Origin of the sequence: Rossellomorea oryzaecorticis (assembly GCF_045897515.1) — a bacterium.
Classification (GTDB): domain Bacteria; phylum Bacillota; class Bacilli; order Bacillales; family Bacillaceae_B; genus Rossellomorea; species Rossellomorea enclensis.
The window spans coordinates 20,053-39,671 of record NZ_JBJOSA010000012.1 but is presented as its reverse complement, the minus strand read 5'-3'; the positions used below and the strand labels follow the sequence as shown (position 1 = coordinate 39,671).

Sequence of the window (19,619 nt, the reverse complement as noted above, 5' to 3'; positions counted from 1 at the left end):
TCGAGTCTCCTGCCGCAGGAGCTCGACAAGCAGAAAAGCGTAGCCGTCTTGATTAGAGACGGCAAGCATATGACGAGACCCCCCAAAAGGCGTACTTTGCCTTTTTGGGGGGTCTTAGTTTGTTTACCCAGAGCTACTGGCCGAAGGAGCCTACAATTAAGAAAGGATTGCCGTAACCGGCAATCCTTTCTTTGTTATAGATACCTATCCGCTATCCTGACTTACGCTTCAGGAGTATAACGAAGAATCGGTTTTCTTGCTGCAAGGGTTTCGTCCATTCGTTTGACTACTGTTGTATGCGGTGCTTCCTGGACGATTTCAGGCGTGTCCTCTGCTTCTTTTGCAATCTGGATCATAGCATCGATGAAAGAATCCAGTGTTTCTTTCGACTCTGTTTCAGTCGGTTCGATCATCATGCATTCCTCTACGTTCAACGGGAAGTAGATCGTTGGCGGATGGTAACCGAAGTCGAGCAGCCTTTTCGCGATATCAAGCGTCCTCACTCCGAGTTTTTTCTGACGCTTACCGCTGATGACGAATTCATGCTTGCAGTGACGGTCATATGGAAGATCAAAATGAGGAGCCAGTCTTCTCATCATATAGTTTGCATTAAGGACCGCATTCTCGGTTACAGCCTTCAACCCGTCAGGTCCCATCGTGCGGATATATGTGTAGGCACGTACGTTGATGCCAAAGTTTCCATAATAAGGTTTCACACGGCCGATTGAATCCGGACGGTTATAGTCAAATTCGAAATGATCACCGTTCTTCACCAGAACCGGCTTCGGGAGGTAGCGGATCAAATCTTCTTTTACACCAACCGGGCCGCTTCCGGGACCTCCGCCTCCGTGTGGACCCGTAAAGGTTTTATGGAGATTCAAGTGAACGACATCGAAGCCCATATCCCCCGGTCTCGCCTTGGACAGGACGGCATTCAGATTGGCACCGTCATAATACAGCTTGCCACCGGCTTCGTGGATGATCGCTGCCATCTCCAGGATGTTTTCTTCAAATAATCCCAACGTGTTCGGATTTGTGAGCATAAGGGCCGCAGTATCTTCCCCGACAACCCTCTTTAGATCTTCGAGATCCACAAGGCCATTTTCATCCGATTTCACTGTCACCGTTTCAAAACCGGCCACTGTAGCACTTGCAGGGTTTGTTCCATGGGCGGAGTCAGGTACGATGACTTTTGTACGCTTCGTATCACCGTTTGCTTCATGGTAAGCACGGATCATCATTAGACCCGTCCACTCGCCGTGAGCTCCGGCAGCAGGCTGGAGAGTCACTTCGTCCATGCCCGTGATTTCTTTCAGATGCTCCTGAAGGTCATACATCAATTCAAGTGCTCCCTGGACACTTTCCGGTTCCTGAAGCGGGTTGATATGTGCAAAGCCATTTAGGCGCGCCACATTTTCATTCACCTTCGGGTTGTATTTCATCGTACACGATCCGAGCGGGTAGAATCCTGAATCAACACCATGGTTGCGTTTGGATAATGCAGTATAGTGGCGCATGATATCAAGCTCTGACACTTCCGGTAAATGAGGCTCCTCCGTCCGGATATAATCGGAAGGAATCAATTCAGAAACATCTACTTCCGGTACATCCAGTTCAGGCAGGCTGTAGCCGACACGGCCTTGTTTCGATAATTCAAAGATAAGAGGCTGATCCTGTAAGTTATTCATGACAATCCCCCAATTCCTGTGCAAATGCATCAATTTCTTCTTTGCTGCGAAGTTCAGTCACGGCAACCAGCATATAATACTTCAACTCTTCATCCACTAGACCGAGATCATATCCGCCGATGATTTCTTTTTCTAGAAGCTTTTTGTTTATTTCTTTCACAGGGGCATTCACTTTTACGACAAATTCATTGAAAGAAGGACCTTCGAATGCGATTTCAAAACCTTTTTTCTTGAGTTCCTCTTTCGCATAATGAGCTTTTTGGATATTCTGAAGGGCCATCTCTTTAACACCCTGTTTCCCGAGTGCCGTCATCGCAACGGAAGCTGCCAGCGCGTTCAAAGCCTGGTTTGAACAGATATTAGATGTCGCTTTATCGCGGCGGATATGCTGTTCACGGGCCTGAAGGGTCAATACAAATCCTCTCCGGCCTTCTTCATCGACCGTCTGCCCCACCAGACGGCCGGGAACTTTACGCATCAATTTTTTACTTACTGCAAAATAACCGCAGTGAGGTCCGCCAAACGCACTCGGGATCCCAAACGGCTGGGCATCCCCGACAACGATGTCCGCTCCGAGTTTTCCAGGCGGTGTCAGGGCACCAAGCGATAGCGGGTTGGAAGATACGACAAACATTGCTTTCTCGCTGTGCGCGGCTTCTTCAATCGCCTTCAGGTCTTCCACCCTTCCAAAGAAGTTAGGGTATTGAACGATGACAGCTGCAATATCACTGCTCATAAGCTTTTTCAATTCCTCAGTATCTGTGACGCCATTATGATGCGGGATCTCCACAACGTCGATATATTGGCCCTTCGCATACGTTCTTAGAACATCCCGTGATTCAGGGTGAACCGTACTTGAAACAAGAACTTTTTTGCGGCGGGTCTGACCTGCGCTTAACATGGCCGCCTCGGCCAGTGCAGTCCCTCCGTCGTACATGGAGGAGTTCGCTACATCCATCCCCGTCAGTTCGCAGATCATCGTTTGAAATTCAAAGATGGCCTGCAGTTCACCTTGTGAGATTTCAGGCTGATACGGCGTATACGCGGTGTAGAATTCTGAACGTGACAATACGTGATCGACGATGATCGGCGCATAGTGATCATAAACACCCGCTCCAAGGAAGGAGGCATGACTTTTCAAATCTGCATTTTTTGCCGCCATTTTAGTCAATTCTTTCACCAGACCGGTTTCTGACTTGGCAGGCTTGATATTATACTCACCTTTGAAGCGGACCTTCTCAGGAATATCCTCAAATAAATCGTCGATGCTGTTTACTTCAATGCTATTTAACATTTCCCGTTGATCTTGCTCTGTCATCGGTAAATAACGATGCTTCATGACCGTCATTCCTCCCTATTATTTAGTTCTCTTATAAAATGGTGTCGGAACCACTTTTGCGTTAACTTTCTTCCCTCTGATTTCAACCTGGATTTCTGTATCGATGGAGGTGAACTCTTTTTTCAGCAGGGCAAGGCCGACATTTTTCTTTAAAGTAGGAGACTGTGTCCCTGTTGTCACTTCACCGATTTCTTCCTCGCCTGAAAATACTTTGTAGCCGTGACGCGGGATGCCGCGTTCGATCATTTCAATACCGACAATCTTTCTTGACGCACCTTCATCTTTTTGTTTTTTCAGAGCGTCCTGCCCGTTGAAAGGAATCTCCTTGTTCACCTTTACTGCAAAGCCGATCCCCGCTTCGATAGGGGAGATGTCTTTTGAGAGTTCCTGTCCATAAAGTGCAAGATTCGCTTCGAAACGCAGGGTATCGCGTGCCCCGAGTCCGCATGGAAGCACCCCGTCCTTCTCGCCTTCTTTTAAAATATCTTTCCAGATTGCGGCTGCATCCTCTGCATCACAGTAGATTTCAAAACCGTCTTCTCCTGTGTATCCTGTGCGGGAGACAAGGGCATGACGTCCATTGATGCTGACGTTGGATTGGAATTTAAAGAACCCGATCTCGCTCAAAGAATGTTCATTTGTCAACCTTTGCAAAACACCTTCAGCAAGCGGACCCTGCAAAGCGAGCTGAGCCATATGCTCGGAGATATTATTGATTTCTACTCCGTCTGTTTCATGCTGTTTCAGCCATTCAAAATCCTTATCGATGTTCGCTGCATTGACCACCAATAAATAGTCATTGTCTTTTATTTTATAAATCAGAAGGTCATCAACGGTGCCGCCGTCTTCATAGCACATTGCAGTATATTGAGCCCCGCCGTCTTTGACTTTGGATACATCATTGGTCATCATTTTCTGTAAGTATTCGAGAGCCCCTTCGCCCTTCACTTCGATTTCTCCCATATGCGACACATCAAAGAGCCCTGCACGGGTCCTGACCGCTTCGTGCTCTGCTTTGATACTTGAGAATTGAACCGGTAATGCCCAGCCTCCGAAGTCGATCGTCTTTCCCCCATACTCTTTATACACTTCATATAAAGGTGTTTTTTTCAAATCTGCCATTAGACTTCCCCCTTAATATCATCAAACTTTTCCTTCTGTACGCTTCCTGCTGCCAAATATCCGCGCATGAAAAAAGACAGAAAAACCCCTTTTTTCAAAAGAGTTTCTCTGTCCTTTCACCTGAAAGTTTACCGGTAAAACGGCTTTCCCCTTTGGTGGCTTCCAAATGGAAACACTCTCCAGAGCTGCGTCCAGCAAGAGTCTTTTTGCCTGAGAGATTCACACATTGATGTTTGCTCCTTCGGCGCTGTATGGTACAGTCTCTCCCCTTGCTATCATTCGCCAATATTCCTTGCAACATTTGGTCATACTAGAAGTATAAACAGTAGAAATGTTATTGATGTGAATGTTCGGATTATTATAGTTTTCAAAACATTAGGTAATCTACTCTCATCCTACCATTAAACATAAGTTCCGGGCAATCATTTTTCTATCAAATAAGGAGATGTTTTTCACATGAATGTTGACGTTGTATTTAATGAGGAGTGGGGCGATGGTCTCGATACGTTAATAAATAATGACGGCCCCTGGGGGAGCTGGGAGCTCTACAAGCTTGCAATAGAATGTGAGCAGCATCTGGCAATCCCGAACTTTGAGGGCCTTCAGGCACCAAAACATTTGGCTAATGTGACTCCGCTCCCCCATCAGCTCGAAGCTGCCAGACAGGTAGTGGAAACAATGAACGGAAAAGCCATCCTTGCCGATGAGGTGGGCCTCGGGAAAACGATTGAAGCTGGTCTGATATTAAAAGAATATATGATTCGAGGACTTGTAAAAAAGGTATTGATACTCGTCCCTGCATCACTGGTGTCCCAATGGGCATATGAACTGAACAGCAAGTTCTTCATCCCTGCCGTCGCGCAGCGCAAAAGCTATGTCTGGGATCAGTGCGATATCGTGGTTTCCTCCATGGATACCGCAAAACGGAGCCCGCATCGCGAGAAAGTTTATGAACAGGACTATGACCTTGTCATCATTGATGAAGCTCACAAACTGAAAAATCATAAAACCAAAAACTATGAATTTGTCCAGAATCTCAAGAAAAAGTTTTGCTTACTTCTTACAGCCACACCGATACAAAATAAAGTAGAAGAAATCTTCCATCTTGTTTCACTGTTAAAACCCGGGCACCTTGGGAATGAATCCGGATTCACCGACCGTTATAAAAAAGGAGACCGGACTGTCCATGATGATGACTCCTTGAATCAGCTCATCAATAAAGTCATGATCCGGAACAGGAGGAGTGATACAGGAATTGAATGGACGAAGCGCCACGTCAAAACGATACTCATTGATTTCAATCAGCCGGAACGGGACCTGTACGACAGTATCAACTTATTGAAAGGGAGCCAGGAAGACTGGGCCGCGGCCAGTTCATTTTCACTCCTCACATTGCAAAGGGAAGCTTGCAGCAGCAGGGAATCCGTTTTTTACACGCTGAAAAACATGATCGAGAAAAAAGAAAATCCTACTGCCGCATTCGAGAATACGATTGGCACACTCATGAAAAAAGTGGAAAACGTGACCGTGAATTCAAAAGCCCAGAAAGCGCTGGAACTGATCCAGCAGATAAACGACAAGGTCATTATCTTCACTGAATACAGGGCGACACAACTGTACCTGCAATGGTTTCTGAAGCAGCACGGGATCTCTTCCGTACCGTTCAGGGGCGGTTTCAAAGGCGGAAAGAAGGACTGGATGCGTCAGCTGTTCCAAAACCACGCCCAAGTACTCATTGCCACTGAAGCTGGCGGCGAAGGAATCAACCTCCAGTTCTGCCACCATGTCATCAATTTCGACCTGCCTTGGAATCCCATGCGCCTTGAACAGCGGATTGGACGCGTACACCGTCTCGGCCAGACCGAGGATGTGCATATATACAACTTTGCCACCAGGGATACGGTGGAAGAACATATCCTAAAGCTGCTGTATGAAAAAATCAACCTGTTCGAGAGGGTGATCGGCCAGCTCGATGAGATTTTGACGAGGCTTGATTTTTCAGATTTTGAAGAGCACGTCACGGATATCCTCTCTTCCTCGCGAACCGAGGGAGAGCTCAAGATCAAAATGGAAAACCTGACCAGTATGATTCAGTTCGCAGAAGAATTAAAGGAGGAAAAAGCCAATGCAGCAGCGCGAAATACATCAATTTCTTGAACGCTATTTTACAGCAAACGGCTGCGAGCTGGTTGCAAATGGGGAAGGCTATATGACCGTCCAATTGACGATCGATCTTGATAAAGAATTGATGAACCGTCCATTTTACTGGCATTATCTGGAGAAGACAGGCGGGACCCCAAATCCGATGACCTTGTCACTGGTGACGGACGGGGAAAAAGCACCGGAAGATTTCAAAGGGGAACTCATCCATTTCGGCTCCCCGCGATTACACCAGATATTCCGTTCGACAAGAAATCTTGCAGGATATATCCGTCTTTATGAAGAAAGAATGAATTTCAACGGCCAGCAGGTTCCACTCCATCCATGGCTTGGCTTGAATATCAAAATTTCTCATGTGACAAATTTGAAAAAGGACAGGATTGAAAGCATTGGTCTTAATTTAATCAACGGCCACATACAGGAGGACTTTCACAATCACCTGTTATCGAGAAGATTGACCCCTAAGATTCCCGACTTTTCTTTTACTTTGACTCCGATCATTAAACCGCAGAGCGGGATAAATCGAATTCAAGGTTATCTGCTGAACGGAATCGAACAGGAATCCTTCTCCTGGGCAGACGAAGCAAGGAAAAGATGGGAAGAAGATCTGGATCTCCTAAGTCATTTTTACGGTGATCACGAGGAAAAACCGGAATCGTACCACCTCGAAAAGCAGGCGTTAAAAGAACAATATGAACCCAATATTACAATTGATATCATCAATGGAGGAATATTCTATTTACAGAACACCCATTGAGCATAGAAAAACCGCCCTGTCATTTACAGAGGCGGTCCTATTTTTTATTCTTTTTAAACAGCACCAGGAAGGCATATGGCAAGACCCCGAACCATCTGAATAAAAAAGGGGGACGCTCATTCTTCCTCTGGTGTTTCAGAGTTTTTCGTTCATGTGGGGATTTTTCGTAATGCTGAACAAATGTCTGGGTTATGAACTTTACGTAATCATTTACTGACATAAACGCACCACCTTCCGCTTCTATCAGTATATCCGCACCATCAGAATTTAATCATGATTCGATGTGGCGCTTCAATTCATTCAGTGTCTCTTCAATCGATTTACCGGTGGTATCGATTTCTGAACTACTGGCATTTCTATAAAGGGGCAGCCGGCGGTCGTAAAGATTTCGCAATTGGTCCCTGGAATTTTTCAGGACGAGCGGTCGTTCACAGTCTCCCTCCAGCCGCTCCCATAACTCTTCAAATGAACAATAAAGGTGGAATACCTTCCCGCTTTCACTTAGTATGTCCCTATTCTCTTTTCGTTCGATGATCCCTCCACCTGTGGTGATGACTGCTTCCTTCTTTTTCAGTTCCATCAAAGCTTGTGTTTCGATTGTACGGAAAAAGCTTTCACCATCTTCCCGGAAGATTTCCTTTATCGGACGGCCTTCCTTCTCTTCTATGAAGTGATCCATATCAATTACGGGGAGATTCTGAAGCAACCCTATTTCCTTACCGACAGTTGTCTTCCCCACTCCCATGAAACCTATTAAAAAAATCGGCATGCACATTACTTCCAATCTATGATTTGTTTTGTTTCCCTATTATACACAACAGAGACCGGCTTAAAAACCTTCTCATCTGTTTGATAGGTTATTTCCATCAGCACCTCCTGTTCATTCAGGAGGGAATTCACTACTTCTGTTTCACCAAAGTCCCCCTCATGTATGACTGAAGCGGGCACAGGATCTTTCATTCCGAGGAGCGCACCATGGGCAATGCTCACCTTTCTTTCATACACTTCTCCCATATTGACCAAATAGCGGTATTTACTGAGAAAAAGGCTTGTCGACAATACAGCCGCCGTTATGACGATCATGAACAACAGCATTGAATAGGGAAGCAGAAAACCTCCCTCATTAAGGTACTTCCGGTTGAATTTCCTTGTAATGATAATATTCACTTTCAACATTCTCTCCCTCTTTAAACACTACAGAGATCTTAATTCCTTGCTGGACTTCTGTAATAACAAACGAATCGATTTCTTGAAGCACGACCTCATGCCCGAGTCCGCCAACCCTTCTCCTTACTGAATCTTGATACCGCTCATACGTAATGGTTCCCCCATCGCTTTCAAACGAGATTTCTTCCGGGGAATACAGAATATTACTCCCTCCCCACATTTCCGTTCTCAGGCTCTCGCTGAACAGATTCCATTCATAATACCTAGGAGGGAGGCTTTCTTTTTGGATGATCTGAAGTCCTTTTATGACAAGTGGAAAGCTGAGCGATATGACCAAAAAGATCATAAAGGACAGCAGGGCATCGAGCAGAGTGAACCCCTTATTATTCAGAAGCACATATTTCATCGGTGCCTCCCTCCTTTTCGAAGGCTACACAAGGACTGGTGAGGTCATTCCCTTTCCAATTCAGGGTGTAAAGCACTCCCTTATACATCCTCGTACTATTTTTATAGTCATTCGTCACAACTGCGTGCTCAATCCCTTCAAGAAGGAACTTCATTGCCTCTACCCTATGCTGTTTTTCTTCAAGTGTGGTAATCATCCTGATGCTTAGAGGAAGGGAAAATGCAAGCATCATCATGAAACAGCTAAAAGCGACCAGGCTTTCGGGAAGTGAAAAACCTTTAGAATTCCTGTACATAAAATCTTCCTTGTCCGATTTGGAATGATAGTTTTATCGTGGTCTCCCCAGCATTGAAATAAACCGGACCGAACCGGTTGGTGTTGCCTGATGGGTTGTAAATGATTTCATTCAATTTATTGTTCTCTGATATTGTGACGCCGGCCGGAAGAGAGCGGGAGACCAGCGTATTCCCAAAGTAGTCTTTAGCAACATATTTATTTGCATAAAACAACAGGGTCGTGGAGGATTGCGAAAAATAACTTTGACTTTGAATGAGATACAAGTCCGATTGCAGCTGGGAGATAAAAAAATTCTTTTCCGTATGCTCTTTCAATGGCGCAGCTGAAAATGCAGCAAACGATAAAAGGACCGTTAAAATCAATAGCACAATGAGCATCTCGATGAATGTATAACCTCCTTGATACGCACCCTTTTTACTCTGCCGCAACTGTGTCTACATTTCCCTCCGCATCAATCGTCAGTGATTGTCCATCGGGGCATGTTTGATGATTTTCATTAATATATTTCTTATCTACCAGAAGTGCCATCGTGACCGGTATCGCATTGCCGTTATCCATCTTATATGCTTCCACCTGCCCTTCCACCATATTGATGAACGCTTCACATCCTTTCGAATTGATCTTACTGCTCTGACTCGTGACATTCGGGATCGTTACGAATAACAGGACAGAAATGACCAATAACACGATCATCATTTCAATCATGGTAAAACCCTTTTCATTCTTTAACATAGTGATCCTCCTTCTTGATTAAATTAAATGCCCTGCATCATTTGAAACAGCGGCATCATGATGGAAAAATAAATGGCCATGATGAACAATCCGACGAAAGTGAAGATCGCCGGCTGGATGTACTTGAGTATCTTGTTTCCCTTCTCTTCAAGTTCCGCAATACAAATTTCACTGTACATTTTCAATTCATCTGCAAGCCTCCCGTTTTTTTGACCGTGGGAAACAACATAAGATAACTCTTCCTGGAAAAAGGAAATCTTAGAGGTGCAGTCGTACAGCGGCCGGCCTTCTTTCAAACCGTCCAGCAGTTTTTTTGAAATGTATTGCAGGACGGGTCGATATGTCTGCCTCTCAATGATTTTAAGAGATTCAGTGATCGACACACCATTTTTCAGCAGAAAGCTGAGTTCCCTCGCAAAGAAATGTGTCTGCCCATGCTTGATGAAAAAAGACAACAGCGGGAATCTTATCAAGAAAGTGATATGGCTTACCTGGAATAACTTATTTCTGAATAAATAAATGAAGGGGATGATCGTTGCCACAATCAGGATGAACCCCAAAAAATATGAGGGGAAACTTTCGATGAACCAAAAGAGGTAACTATAATTATCTGATTGATCATAACCTAATGAATGGTATAACGATTGGAAGCGCGGGAACAAAATCCTGCGGAGGAGTACCATGAGCATGATGGCGATCATTACGAGAAAAAGAGGATATTGAAGGACCTTCACTAGTTTTTGTCTGCCCTCACTCATTTTCAGGAGATAATCCCCTGCTTCCTTAAGCGTGGCACCCATCTCGCCATGATGTTCTGCAAAATAAATCTGAGCGGATACCTGCTTTGGCATGTTGAACTGACGGTCGAATATCGATGAGAGTGGCTCTCCTTTTTGGAGAGAGTTGGTGATCCTCTTTTTTAATTTAATTGAACCGTTCCGCCCCGGCACAAGAAGAAAATCAATCGCTTCTGAAAATGTATATCCCTTTTCCAGTAGATCACCCGTCCTCTTCAGGAACTTCCCTTGGTCATCCATTTTCTTCATGTATCCATTTGCGGAACTCAGAATCCGGAACAAATCCCAATGCCACCCCCTTGTTGATCAGTGTACGAAGAGTAGGATACTGATAATATGCATCTTCTCCCCTCGCTTCTTTAATCACTTCCTTAAGTGCACTGCCCGTCACAATTTCATAGACCGAGGCCCTTTTCACCGGACCTTTGCCTTTACAATCCGTATTGCAATCAGTCTCACACACTGAACATTTGAGTTTCAATAGTCTTTGAGCGGATACCCCTATCAAAGTCTGCTGTATATCATGCCAGTGCACCCCCAGTTCCATCAGCCTGTAAACCGCACTTTTGGCGTCTTTGGTGTGTAAGGTAGTTAAAACCAGGTGGCCGGTAAGCGCTGCCCTTATTGCAGTCTCAGCAGTTTCCCTGTCCCTGATCTCGCCGACCATGATAATGTCGGGATCATGCCTCAATATGGCTTTTAATCCCGCAGAATAAGTGATTCCAGCTTTTTCATTCACTTGAATCTGCACCATATCTTCATGATCTTTCTCAATGGGATCTTCCAACGTGATGACATTTCGGTTGAGAGCGGACGAGCAATGATGGACGAGCGAATATAAGGTCGTGGTTTTCCCGCTGCCAGTAGGGCCTGTGAAAATGATGAGTCCATGGGAATACATGAGAAGGGCTAGAAGTTTTTTTGCTGAAGAAGGGTAAAGGGACATTTTTTCGAGCGGGACCTGAAACTCCTGCGGAAGGATCCGGATGACCAGGCTTTCTTTGAGATGATTGGTAGGCAGTGTGGAGATCCTGAGGGAAACCGGGGAGTCTTTGATCATCGTGTTGAAGGATCCGCTTTGAGGTTTCCGTTTTTCCCCGATATCCATCTGCGCCATGAATTTCAGATGGGCGATGAGTCTTTCACCTTGTTCGTGGGGGATCGATTGAAATGGGGACAGCACCCCCGTCTTGCGGAACTGGATGTGGTAATCATTGAGTCTGGGGATAAAGTGAATATCGGATGCATCATTGGTAATGGCATCCTTGAGCATGATCTCTGAAAGAGCTTCTACTGATTGATATATCGTTGTGGCACCACCTTTCTTTTTCCATAACTACTATATACGACAAAAGTTTACAAAATCCTTTATTTTTCTGAGTTGAGATGGAAAGTTTTTCAAAGGGGCGTTAACTATAGCTTTGCTTTTGTCTTTGCAGTGGTTCCAGCTTGGTTTTTGTTGAAGATGCGGACAATAGGATAAAAATATATCCATTTTCAAAGGATTTTTTTACCTTTTTTATAAATTTTTTAAGTTTTTGATGAATAATGACCGGAATGCATCGCTGAAATTCCGGAGCGATCATGATTTATGATCCATTTTCAGGTTTTATGATCCATTCGACAAAAAATACGCGCCAAATTAAGAATTTATGATCCTAAACTGAAAAATATGATCCTAATTTGAATTTTATGATCTTACAAGAATAATTCTAATCTAGACTCCTTTTCTAAGCTTCTGTATCAACCTTTGCCTCTTATTAAATAATCTATCTAAAAAAACTTTAAACACACTGTATATTTTCCACCCAACCTTCTCATACTATCTCTTGTAACATCCCATTGGGCTATAGCCAAGCGGTAAGGCATCGCACTTTGACTGCGACATGCGTTGGTTCGAATCCAGCTAGCCCAGTTAGAAAAGCGGAGGCGGCTCGTTTAGGAGCGACAAGCATAAGATGAACTTACCGGAAAGGCGTTCTTTGCCTTTTTGGTAAGTTCATCTTATGACCTCGAGTCTCTAGCCGCCGGAGCTGGACAACCGAAAAACGGAGGCGGCCCAATCACAATCAACATTATAAACCCAGCCTCCCTCAAAAACAGAAGAGGCAGCCATCTAAAAAAAAGATGGCTGCCTCTTCTATTTCTCTCTAACTGCTCTTCTTCAAACTGCTCTTTTTACCGGAAAAGCTCTTAAGGCCGTCAGGATTGTATCCGACGACGAGCTTTTTTCCGTCGGTCAATAACGGGCGGCGAAGGAGTTTCGGTTCCTGGACGATCAGGTCGATCACTTTGGATAAAGGCAGGTCATTTACATCCGTCCCAAGCTGTTTGAATGTCTGGCTTCGGGTGGCCAGGATTTCATCGAGGCCTTCAGTAGTTAATGAGAGTAGTTGGACGAGCTCATCATGGGTCGGTGTATCCCTGAAAAGATGGCGTTCATCAAAAGCAATTGAATTTGCATTGAGCCATTTTTTTGCTTTTCTACAAGAGGTACAGCTTGGATAAGTAAAAAACGTTAAGTTTTCCATTTGAATTCCTCCTTTAATTGTATAAATAAGCAAGTTACCTTATTAGTTAAATACATTGTATACTTTTTGTATAACTTTTGTACAGTAATTACACTCGGTAATTTATGAATTTTTTTCAAACGCTTCAAAACCTTGCTAATAGCAGGGTGAAGGCGGTTTCGGAATACGTTTTCAGCTTCTGGGAGTAGAAATCACGTAATCGTCACAAACTATCATCAAACAGATATTTACTTTTGCAGTATGATTCATTTATAATATTGAATGATGGACTTAGGGTGCAAAGGAGGGTTACATATGGATCGTATGTACAGAGTTCTTGGATTCTGGACTGGAATTTTTGCTGTAATGTTTTATCTTGGCGATATGACAACGACATCATTAATCTTTTTAGGCCAAACAGGATTCTTCATTATGTTAAGCTACTTAAAACTTTCCGAACGTATGTATATTTATATTTTCGGTGCCTATCTGACTGTGTTCTTCGCTGGGTTTACTTACTGGACGACCTTTATGATGACTCCGGGTGCAGGAGGACACTAAAAAAATTCCCTTTAGCTTAAATGCTAAAGGGAATTTTTTTCTTTCTCTTAAAATCCATTCAAGAAAGGATTGCCGTCCATTTCATTTCCCACCGAAGTTGCCGGACCGTGGCCTGGAAGGACTTCTGTTTCTTCCGGAAGAGTGAGCAGATGATCATGGATGCTTGACAGGAGCTCTTGATGATCGCCTCCGGGCAGGTCACTCCGGCCGATGCTTCCCATAAAAAGTGTATCTCCTGCAAATACTATTCCTTCACTTTGCGCATAATAGGAAAGACTTCCCGGAGAATGGCCGGGTGTCTTGAACACCTGAAGTGTAAATTCATCAATGGTAAGGGTATGTTCAGATGTTATGATTCTGTCGGCAGGTGCCGCTTGAATCTTACCCATTCCGAATAAACCGGAACCATTCAGGCCGGGATCGGTCAGCCATTCCGATTCTTTCTCATCGATATATACCGGAATATTATATGTATGCCTGACTGTATCGACTGCTCCAATATGATCAAAATGGGCATGCGTCAATAAAATGGCAAGGGGCTTAAGGTTATGTTCATTCAGCCAGCTTACAAGTTTCTCACCTTCTGCACCCGGATCTACGATTAGACAGTTTTTCTTATCGTTCCAAAGGATATAGCAGTTTGTCTGCAGCGGGCCTAAGGGCATTTGTTTCCATTTCATTCTTTTACCTCCTTTATGGTATCGGGATATAATTATTGTAGCAGATGCAGGGATCAGAAAAAAACAAATTCGGTGCCATAGAAGTGTCAAACTTTTAGACCTCGACAAACAGAGGAAAAAAATATAAAATGTTAATGAGTGCATTTATGTACATACGATTATATGTATTTTGTAAGCGTTGTTAGGAAAACGTATTTTCAATGAAAGGGGTCATATAAATGGGTCTTGTAATTATTACAGCATTGGTCACACTATTGGCTTTATTCGCAGTGGTAAGCACATTCAAAAACAAGAATGGTCTTGGAATCGTGTTTTCATTGGCAACTCTAGGTGTTTTTGGCTGGTTTACAATTATGACTGTCCTTCACTCCGGATACCCGGGTGGCCACTAGAATCAAAAAGAAAAAAACCCTCCGTCATGGAGGGTTTTTTCTTTTTGAGAGATACAGTCTATATTTCTTACTCCATATGGGCCTTAACGGAAGCAAGTTTGCCTTCCATTGTCCCCTTTTTATCTCTCCGATCATCGATTCTGATATTTGTGGCCACACGCTTGATCCCTTTTTGGAAAGGGGCCTCGTGAATTTCCTGTATCACTCCGAGCAAGGTGGAAAGTTCCCCTTCTATGATTGTATTCATCGGTGTAAGCTGATACCGGATATTCCCTTCATCTTCATGCTTCTGCAGGATTTTCTGAAGATCAGCAACATACGAACTCACACTTGGTGTTTCAGTCCCAATAGGAATAACAGTTACGTCTACGATTGCCATACTATCTACCCTTCCTCTTTTACTAATTCAATGATGGATGCATCATTGGTATCAATGATTTTTTCAAGTTGATTACCATACAAACAAGGAGTCCCGGCTGGAGAGCATTGGAGTGGTTCAGCAGCAAGACCTGTCATCAGTGTCTCCTCACTCCCATCAGTCACATTCCATTTTTCCAAAGAAAACGTACCGGAATATGTATCATAAGAGCCTGCCTCATTTGCTTTAAAGGTAATCAGTTCATCATTATTATCTATCATATCATAGAAAGGAATGAACCAATCGGAATACCGGCTCAGTAATGTCGCCTGGAACTCAGAGAGGATTTCTCCGTTTTCATTGATGAATTGGTACATGAAACGATCATCCTTATTCTCATTATCATGGACAGAAAGGAGGGAATGAGGGAAGCGTTCAAAATGGACACTTGCCGTATCAATCGTTTCTTTTTTTCCATCCAGAATATTTTGGGCCATCAAAGGGGCTGATATACTGATTTCCTCACTGTTCCAGTCCTGATAAAGGACCGATACTTCGGAATTCCATTTCAAGAAGGGCTCTTCCACATCCAATAATCGTAACTCAGGGGAATTCAGGTCCAGTTCAAATACTTCAAAGCTCCAATCTTCTGCAAAACTCGTAATCAGAAGTTTGTCTGTATTGAACGCATTCCAAACGTATGTTAGTTCTGAAGACGGAATTTCACTGCTGTATATCTCTTTTCCATCGAGGTCGATGATCGTAATCAACGCTGAGTAAGTAGCAGGTGCTGAATGGATGAGGATCTTGCTTTTATCGGGAGAAACCATGGAGCGGACATAGGAAGAAGGTATTTCAGCAAGCTTTTCCTTGTCCCCTTTAAAGACGTCTGTAATATATAAGGCCGCTGCCCCCTTTTCTTCGATTACAGTCAAGATTTCGCGATCGGATAGCCAATCGATGTTTTCGATAAATGTATCGGATGATATGCTTTTCCCTATTACTTTCAACGGTTCTTGTTTTTGCGGGTTCTGTTCACCGGTCTGGGGAGCATCAGTGATTTTAGATTGGCAGCCAGCCAACATTATCAAACTGCCCAATAATAATATAAAGACTAGTTTTTTCACTAAGACACTCCCCCTTTTTATTTTCACCGAAAAATTCGCCTATATGAATTAGTACGTATTACAGACCAAAATGTTTCAATAATATGATAAAAACATTACAAAAATTCAAAAAATGATGACCAATTGATTCTGCTCCATCCAGCATCGACAAAGGTCACCACTCTTTTATTCATTTCATGTTGGTTTCATTATAGGAACGATATCACAATAATAAAGCTGATGATTCATTTTACTCCTCTTTCACTTAAAAATCTACTATGATATTTTTAATTTCAACAGGTAAAAAAGACTATTTTTTTACTTGACCCATTAAATTAGTACCATCTATATATTGAAACAAGAAAGATCCCCAATGTATCTCTATATATCTCGTCAAATTGCGAGAGGGGGAGGGGGTTGATCCCTTTACCAAGTTCCAGAGTAAATGCCGGTTTTCTATATTCTTTTATATACCAGTCCTTATATCCCGCATAACTGTCAATGTACCTTACAGATCTGTAGCCGCTGACCCGTTCGAAATCTTCGGCAAGCCTTTCAGCTTCAGGAGGTTCCAGTCCCTCATATCCCCAGTAAAATTCTTTGCCCTGTGTGTGTAAAGCAAGCATCCGATCGAACAATTCTTCCTGTGCAAGCTCTGCCATTGCAATCGTCTCTGGCTCAGAAAGGGGCTTATCACCTGGGAAATCCCGGGGGGCCGGGGACTTTACTTCTTTCCTTTCTTTTTCAAGTTCCCATTTCGCAGGAAACTGATTATTAAGATCCACGCCGCGTATATTTGCCTTCCATCCCGTAAAATCAGAGCTCCCATTATTTATGTTCAACAATTGATCCTTCATCGCTGAATGAGGCCCCTTCAGGACAAGATCCACCCCATCTGGATTCACCATGGGAACAATCGAGAGTGTCACCGCCTTATAGACGGACAATGTCTCTACTCCCCTTATAGGTATCATATTCGTCAACGAAAGTAAAAAATCATTCAGGAATGTCATTAAGACCGAAGTCGTGATCCATTCATTTGCATGAAAAGATGCGTTCATGTGGACTTTTTTGGAACCGTCCCCTATTTTTATTTTATAAAGCGGTTTCCCCAATACACTCTCGCCAATCGAACGCAATCTGATGAATGGATATATTTCTTTCAGTCTTGTTAAATCCCTTTGTAATATATCAAAACTGTACCCCTGTCTTCCATTGACAATAGGTGTAGTGACCCTTGAAGGCAAAATGATGGCCGAACCGATCTTCAAGGCATCGGGATTTATATTACCATTCAAAAGCAGCAGACCGTCAACATGGATATTCCGCTGCTCCGCGAGCTTCCAGAATGTATCTCCTTGTTTAATTGTATAACTTTCTTTGATGAACCCCGGTATTTCCACTTCTGACCCGATTTTCAAGGCGTTCGGATCCAGAGATGGATTTGAATCGATGATCAGTCCTGCCGGTATAAAAAACAGCTGACTGTAGTACCAGAATGTATCCCCGCTCCTAACACTGATTTTCATCATGAGACCTCCCTGCTATACATCCATACTTACTCATATGATTCGCTCATTATTTCATGACAAAAAAAGAGCTTGCGAATCTTATTCGCAAGCTCTGCAATCAATTATTGTTCTTCATCCCGATACTCTGTTTCTTCATAGAAGCGGAGCAGGTCTCCATAGATGACCTTATCGGAATAGTCGAGTTCTTCTGTGACACGCTCTTGATATGGTTTACAGAATTTCATGTCGGTTTTTTCTTCTGTCTCCTTATCCCAGCATTTCTCACCTGCATACACATAATCCTTTGTAATGAAGCGTCCGTCTCTCAGGATGGTGAAATCTTCATGCTGGTCAGAGAAGATGTCCCCTCCGAATTGGATATCTTTTTTCGTATCGATTCCCAACAGGTTCAAGATTGTAGGTCTCAAATCGATTTGTCCTGCGACTTTGGAAATCGTCTTGCCTTCTTGTCCGGGCACATGGATAATGAGCGGGACTCTCTGCAGTTGAGTACTCACAAACGGAGTGACTTCTTTCCCGAGATACTGACTCATTGCCGTATTATGATTTTCAGAGATGCCGTAGTGATCACCGTACATGACGATGACGGAATTCTCGTAAAGTCCTGATTCTTTCAGATCGTTGATGAAGTTCTTCAACGCCTCATCCATGTAACGGACTGTCTGGAAATAACGGTTTACAGTACCGTCCTTAGAAGTATACGGCTCGATTAACTTATCTTCTTCATCCAGTGTGAACGGGTAATGATTTGTCAGTGTGATCATTTTGGTACTGAATGGCTTTGGCATTTCTTTCATGTGCTGCACTGATTGTTCGAAGAACGGGATATCTTTCATTCCCCAGTTAACGGAATTATCTTCGGTCACTTCATAATCAGGTAAAGAATAGAAGCGCTCATACCCGAGGGAATCATACATGATATCACGATTCCAGAAGCTCTTATTATTGGCGTGCATTGCCGTTGTGTAATAGCCGTTTGCATCGAGCTTTTCTGTCATGGAGTCGAATTCGTTGCCTGAATGTGTGAAGAAAACGGCCCCTCGGTTCAACGGGTAAAGGGAATTATCCAAGATGAATTCGGAATCCGACGTTTTCCCCTGCTGCGTTTGATGATAGAAGTTATCAAAGTAATAGCTTTCTCCGATGAAATCATTTAAGAAAGGAGTAACTTCTTCGCCGTTCACTTTACTGTTGATGACAAAATTCTGGAGTGATTCCATGGAAACGATGATCAGATTCTTGTCTTTTGCGATGCCCGTCATCTCTTTATCGGGCTCAATGTAATTTGCTCTTACGTAATTATCAATATCCGCCAGCTCGCTGCCGTCCGCCAATGCTCTTTGGGCGGAAGATTTCGATTGCAGGAAAATATCATAAATATGGTAATTGTAAGTCCCGATGTTCTTTACGAGCATTTCACGGTCGAACGTTCTCGTGAGAAGCTGCGGCCTTTCGGATTCAGCCAGTCCAAGATTGAAGAAGACAAGTGCTGTCGCAACGAGGAAATAAGCCCTCCTGCTTGCCCGGCTGTAATTTTTAAGAGAAAACCATGAAGGCAAGAATTTGATTAACGCAATCAGGACGAAGACATCCACGAAGTAAAACATATCTTTCCAACTCATGATGGCACTGGCGCTGCCCCCTAAATCGGAGAAGTTGCTTGTCTGGAATAATACAGGGAGCGTAAGGAAGTCATCGAAGAATCGATAGAAGACTACATTCCCATAAAGGATGAAAGACAACACGAAACTTGTGATGATCATATAGCGGGTGCGGGATTTATCTTTTTTCATTAAGAGCCCGATTCCGAATATGAACAGCAGGAACCCTAATGGATTCATGAAAAGGATGATTTCCTGGATCGTGTTTTCTATTTTTATATCAAAACTAGTTTTATAGACGATATATGTTTTTATCCAAAGGAGCAGCGCTGCAATGAGGACTAATGGTACCTTTGGAATCTTATTTATCTTCATTTTGTAACCTCCTTGCTACTTACGTGTTCGTTCGTATGT

22 protein-coding genes, 1 tRNA gene and 2 riboswitches are annotated in these 19,619 nt (G+C 43.4%); of the genes, 5 read left to right on the top strand and 18 right to left on the bottom strand.

Features of this window, described 5'->3' with window-relative positions; genetic code table 11:
• Positions 1-221: 221 nt before the first annotated feature.
• Genes gcvPB through gcvT form a run of 3 tightly spaced genes read right to left on the bottom strand, consistent with a single transcriptional unit; the run spans position 222 to position 4,149 of the window.
• Positions 222-1,688, bottom strand: coding sequence for an aminomethyl-transferring glycine dehydrogenase subunit GcvPB (gene gcvPB / locus ACKA06_RS14205; RefSeq protein WP_411159938.1), 1,467 nt, complete (start codon positions 1,686-1,688; stop codon positions 222-224).
• On the bottom strand, positions 1,681-3,027 hold the full coding sequence (gene gcvPA / locus ACKA06_RS14200; protein ID WP_411159937.1) for an aminomethyl-transferring glycine dehydrogenase subunit GcvPA: 1,347 nt from the start codon (positions 3,025-3,027) through the stop codon (positions 1,681-1,683). The genes gcvPB and gcvPA overlap by 8 nt, the downstream gene beginning before the upstream one ends.
• A gap of 18 nt (positions 3,028-3,045) precedes the next feature.
• Positions 3,046-4,149: a glycine cleavage system aminomethyltransferase GcvT gene (gene gcvT, locus ACKA06_RS14195; RefSeq protein ID WP_032087735.1), complete on the bottom strand. Its 1,104-nt coding sequence runs from the start codon at positions 4,147-4,149 to the stop codon at positions 3,046-3,048.
• Positions 4,150-4,255: 106 nt separating this feature from the next.
• Positions 4,256-4,334, bottom strand: a riboswitch (glycine riboswitch).
• A gap of 3 nt (positions 4,335-4,337) precedes the next feature.
• Positions 4,338-4,428: riboswitch (glycine riboswitch) on the bottom strand.
• A 177-nt stretch (positions 4,429-4,605) separates the two neighbouring features.
• Between gcvT and ACKA06_RS14190 the strand changes: the two genes are divergently transcribed.
• Together ACKA06_RS14190 and ACKA06_RS14185 are read left to right on the top strand one after the other, a co-directional pair.
• Positions 4,606-6,306, top strand: coding sequence for a DEAD/DEAH box helicase (locus ACKA06_RS14190; RefSeq protein ID WP_032087734.1), 1,701 nt, complete (start codon positions 4,606-4,608; stop codon positions 6,304-6,306).
• On the top strand, positions 6,275-7,066 hold the full coding sequence (locus ACKA06_RS14185; protein WP_064564167.1) for a YqhG family protein: 792 nt from the start codon (positions 6,275-6,277) through the stop codon (positions 7,064-7,066). The genes ACKA06_RS14190 and ACKA06_RS14185 overlap by 32 nt, the downstream gene beginning before the upstream one ends.
• 37 nt (positions 7,067-7,103) lie before the next feature.
• On the opposite strand, the gene ACKA06_RS14180 is transcribed toward ACKA06_RS14185, so the two are convergent.
• The 9 genes from ACKA06_RS14180 to comGA are packed head-to-tail and all read right to left on the bottom strand — an operon-like array spanning position 7,104 to position 11,771.
• Positions 7,104-7,286, bottom strand: a complete 183-nt coding sequence (locus tag ACKA06_RS14180; protein ID WP_032087732.1) for a YqzE family protein — start codon at positions 7,284-7,286, stop codon at positions 7,104-7,106.
• Between the two features lie 51 nt (positions 7,287-7,337).
• Positions 7,338-7,835: a shikimate kinase gene (locus ACKA06_RS14175; RefSeq protein ID WP_232353885.1), complete on the bottom strand. Its 498-nt coding sequence runs from the start codon at positions 7,833-7,835 to the stop codon at positions 7,338-7,340.
• Between the two features lie 5 nt (positions 7,836-7,840).
• Positions 7,841-8,242, bottom strand: a complete 402-nt coding sequence (locus ACKA06_RS14170) for a hypothetical protein (RefSeq protein WP_411159936.1) — start codon at positions 8,240-8,242, stop codon at positions 7,841-7,843.
• A complete protein-coding gene (gene comGF, locus ACKA06_RS14165; protein WP_197671299.1) occupies positions 8,190-8,639 on the bottom strand; it encodes a competence type IV pilus minor pilin ComGF in 450 nt (149 codons plus the stop codon). The genes ACKA06_RS14170 and comGF overlap by 53 nt, the downstream gene beginning before the upstream one ends.
• The gene (locus ACKA06_RS14160; RefSeq protein WP_198258811.1) at positions 8,617-8,934 is read right to left on the bottom strand and encodes a hypothetical protein; all 318 of its coding nucleotides are present in this window, start codon (positions 8,932-8,934) and stop codon (positions 8,617-8,619) included. The genes comGF and ACKA06_RS14160 overlap by 23 nt, the downstream gene beginning before the upstream one ends.
• Positions 8,918-9,364, bottom strand: coding sequence for a competence type IV pilus minor pilin ComGD (gene comGD, locus ACKA06_RS14155; RefSeq protein WP_411159935.1), 447 nt, complete (start codon positions 9,362-9,364; stop codon positions 8,918-8,920). The genes ACKA06_RS14160 and comGD overlap by 17 nt, the downstream gene beginning before the upstream one ends.
• Positions 9,351-9,668, bottom strand: a complete 318-nt coding sequence (gene comGC, locus ACKA06_RS14150) for a competence type IV pilus major pilin ComGC (protein WP_032087727.1) — start codon at positions 9,666-9,668, stop codon at positions 9,351-9,353. Before comGC ends, comGD begins: the two co-directional genes overlap by 14 nt.
• A gap of 23 nt (positions 9,669-9,691) precedes the next feature.
• Positions 9,692-10,747 (bottom strand): competence type IV pilus assembly protein ComGB, encoded by a 1,056-nt coding sequence (gene comGB / locus ACKA06_RS14145; protein WP_198258812.1) that lies wholly within the window; start codon positions 10,745-10,747, stop codon positions 9,692-9,694.
• Positions 10,698-11,771: a competence type IV pilus ATPase ComGA gene (comGA, locus tag ACKA06_RS14140; protein WP_456153945.1), complete on the bottom strand. Its 1,074-nt coding sequence runs from the start codon at positions 11,769-11,771 to the stop codon at positions 10,698-10,700. Before comGA ends, comGB begins: the two co-directional genes overlap by 50 nt.
• A 537-nt stretch (positions 11,772-12,308) precedes the next feature.
• Here comGA and ACKA06_RS14135 point away from each other — a divergent pair.
• A tRNA-Gln gene (locus ACKA06_RS14135) sits at positions 12,309-12,380 on the top strand.
• A 235-nt stretch (positions 12,381-12,615) separates the two neighbouring features.
• Here the strand turns inward: ACKA06_RS14135 and ACKA06_RS14130 are convergent.
• On the bottom strand, positions 12,616-12,996 hold the full coding sequence (locus ACKA06_RS14130; protein ID WP_032087679.1) for a Spx/MgsR family RNA polymerase-binding regulatory protein: 381 nt from the start codon (positions 12,994-12,996) through the stop codon (positions 12,616-12,618).
• A gap of 294 nt (positions 12,997-13,290) precedes the next feature.
• Between ACKA06_RS14130 and ACKA06_RS14125 the strand changes: the two genes are divergently transcribed.
• Entirely contained in the window at positions 13,291-13,536 is a 246-nt protein-coding gene (locus ACKA06_RS14125) for a DUF2626 domain-containing protein (RefSeq protein ID WP_032087678.1), read from the top strand.
• Between the two features lie 47 nt (positions 13,537-13,583).
• Here the strand turns inward: ACKA06_RS14125 and ACKA06_RS14120 are convergent, their stop codons facing one another.
• A complete protein-coding gene (locus ACKA06_RS14120; protein WP_411159934.1) occupies positions 13,584-14,216 on the bottom strand; it encodes an MBL fold metallo-hydrolase in 633 nt (210 codons plus the stop codon).
• 218 nt (positions 14,217-14,434) lie between these two features.
• Here ACKA06_RS14120 and ACKA06_RS14115 point away from each other — a divergent pair, with 218 nt between their 5' ends.
• Positions 14,435-14,608, top strand: a complete 174-nt coding sequence (locus ACKA06_RS14115; RefSeq protein ID WP_032087676.1) for a DUF2759 domain-containing protein — start codon at positions 14,435-14,437, stop codon at positions 14,606-14,608.
• Between the two features lie 67 nt (positions 14,609-14,675).
• On the opposite strand, the gene ACKA06_RS14110 is transcribed toward ACKA06_RS14115, so the two are convergent.
• From ACKA06_RS14110 to ACKA06_RS14095, 4 genes are all read right to left on the bottom strand, one after another.
• Positions 14,676-14,987 carry an MTH1187 family thiamine-binding protein gene (locus ACKA06_RS14110; protein WP_058297785.1) on the bottom strand — a complete coding sequence of 104 codons (312 nt, stop codon included), beginning with the start codon at positions 14,985-14,987 and terminating at the stop codon, positions 14,676-14,678.
• Positions 14,988-14,992: 5 nt separating this feature from the next.
• Positions 14,993-16,093, bottom strand: coding sequence for a YqgU-like beta propeller domain-containing protein (locus tag ACKA06_RS14105; RefSeq protein WP_411159933.1), 1,101 nt, complete (start codon positions 16,091-16,093; stop codon positions 14,993-14,995).
• Positions 16,094-16,407: 314 nt separating this feature from the next.
• Positions 16,408-17,601 (bottom strand): M14 family metallopeptidase, encoded by a 1,194-nt coding sequence (locus ACKA06_RS14100; RefSeq protein ID WP_411159932.1) that lies wholly within the window; start codon positions 17,599-17,601, stop codon positions 16,408-16,410.
• Positions 17,602-17,705: 104 nt separating this feature from the next.
• The gene (locus ACKA06_RS14095; RefSeq protein WP_032087672.1) at positions 17,706-19,580 is read right to left on the bottom strand and encodes an LTA synthase family protein; all 1,875 of its coding nucleotides are present in this window, start codon (positions 19,578-19,580) and stop codon (positions 17,706-17,708) included.
• Positions 19,581-19,619 lie beyond the last annotated feature (39 nt).

Excerpts from the sequence above, each read along its gene's own strand:
- ACKA06_RS14175 (WP_232353885.1), bottom strand. The coding sequence starts at position 7,835 with ATGCCGATTTTTTTAATAGGTTTCATGGGAGTGGGGAAGACAACTGTC.
- ACKA06_RS14125 (WP_032087678.1), top strand. The coding sequence starts at position 13,291 with ATGGATCGTATGTACAGAGTTCTTGGATTCTGGACTGGAATTTTTGCT.
- ACKA06_RS14160 (WP_198258811.1), bottom strand. The coding sequence starts at position 8,934 with ATGTACAGGAATTCTAAAGGTTTTTCACTTCCCGAAAGCCTGGTCGCT.
- ACKA06_RS14115 (WP_032087676.1), top strand. The coding sequence starts at position 14,435 with ATGGGTCTTGTAATTATTACAGCATTGGTCACACTATTGGCTTTATTC.
- ACKA06_RS14130 (WP_032087679.1), bottom strand. The coding sequence starts at position 12,996 with ATGGAAAACTTAACGTTTTTTACTTATCCAAGCTGTACCTCTTGTAGA.
- ACKA06_RS14185 (WP_064564167.1), top strand. The coding sequence starts at position 6,275 with ATGCAGCAGCGCGAAATACATCAATTTCTTGAACGCTATTTTACAGCA.
- ACKA06_RS14170 (WP_411159936.1), bottom strand. The coding sequence starts at position 8,242 with ATGTTGAAAGTGAATATTATCATTACAAGGAAATTCAACCGGAAGTAC.
- ACKA06_RS14180 (WP_032087732.1), bottom strand. The coding sequence starts at position 7,286 with ATGTCAGTAAATGATTACGTAAAGTTCATAACCCAGACATTTGTTCAG.
- gcvT (WP_032087735.1), bottom strand. The coding sequence starts at position 4,149 with ATGGCAGATTTGAAAAAAACACCTTTATATGAAGTGTATAAAGAGTAT.
- ACKA06_RS14120 (WP_411159934.1), bottom strand. The coding sequence starts at position 14,216 with ATGAAATGGAAACAAATGCCCTTAGGCCCGCTGCAGACAAACTGCTAT.
- ACKA06_RS14110 (WP_058297785.1), bottom strand. The coding sequence starts at position 14,987 with ATGGCAATCGTAGACGTAACTGTTATTCCTATTGGGACTGAAACACCA.
- comGC (WP_032087727.1), bottom strand. The coding sequence starts at position 9,668 with ATGTTAAAGAATGAAAAGGGTTTTACCATGATTGAAATGATGATCGTG.
- comGF (WP_197671299.1), bottom strand. The coding sequence starts at position 8,639 with ATGAAATATGTGCTTCTGAATAATAAGGGGTTCACTCTGCTCGATGCC.
- ACKA06_RS14095 (WP_032087672.1), bottom strand. The coding sequence starts at position 19,580 with ATGAAGATAAATAAGATTCCAAAGGTACCATTAGTCCTCATTGCAGCG.
- gcvPA (WP_411159937.1), bottom strand. The coding sequence starts at position 3,027 with ATGAAGCATCGTTATTTACCGATGACAGAGCAAGATCAACGGGAAATG.
- ACKA06_RS14190 (WP_032087734.1), top strand. The coding sequence starts at position 4,606 with ATGAATGTTGACGTTGTATTTAATGAGGAGTGGGGCGATGGTCTCGAT.
- gcvPB (WP_411159938.1), bottom strand. The coding sequence starts at position 1,688 with ATGAATAACTTACAGGATCAGCCTCTTATCTTTGAATTATCGAAACAA.
- ACKA06_RS14100 (WP_411159932.1), bottom strand. The coding sequence starts at position 17,601 with ATGAAAATCAGTGTTAGGAGCGGGGATACATTCTGGTACTACAGTCAG.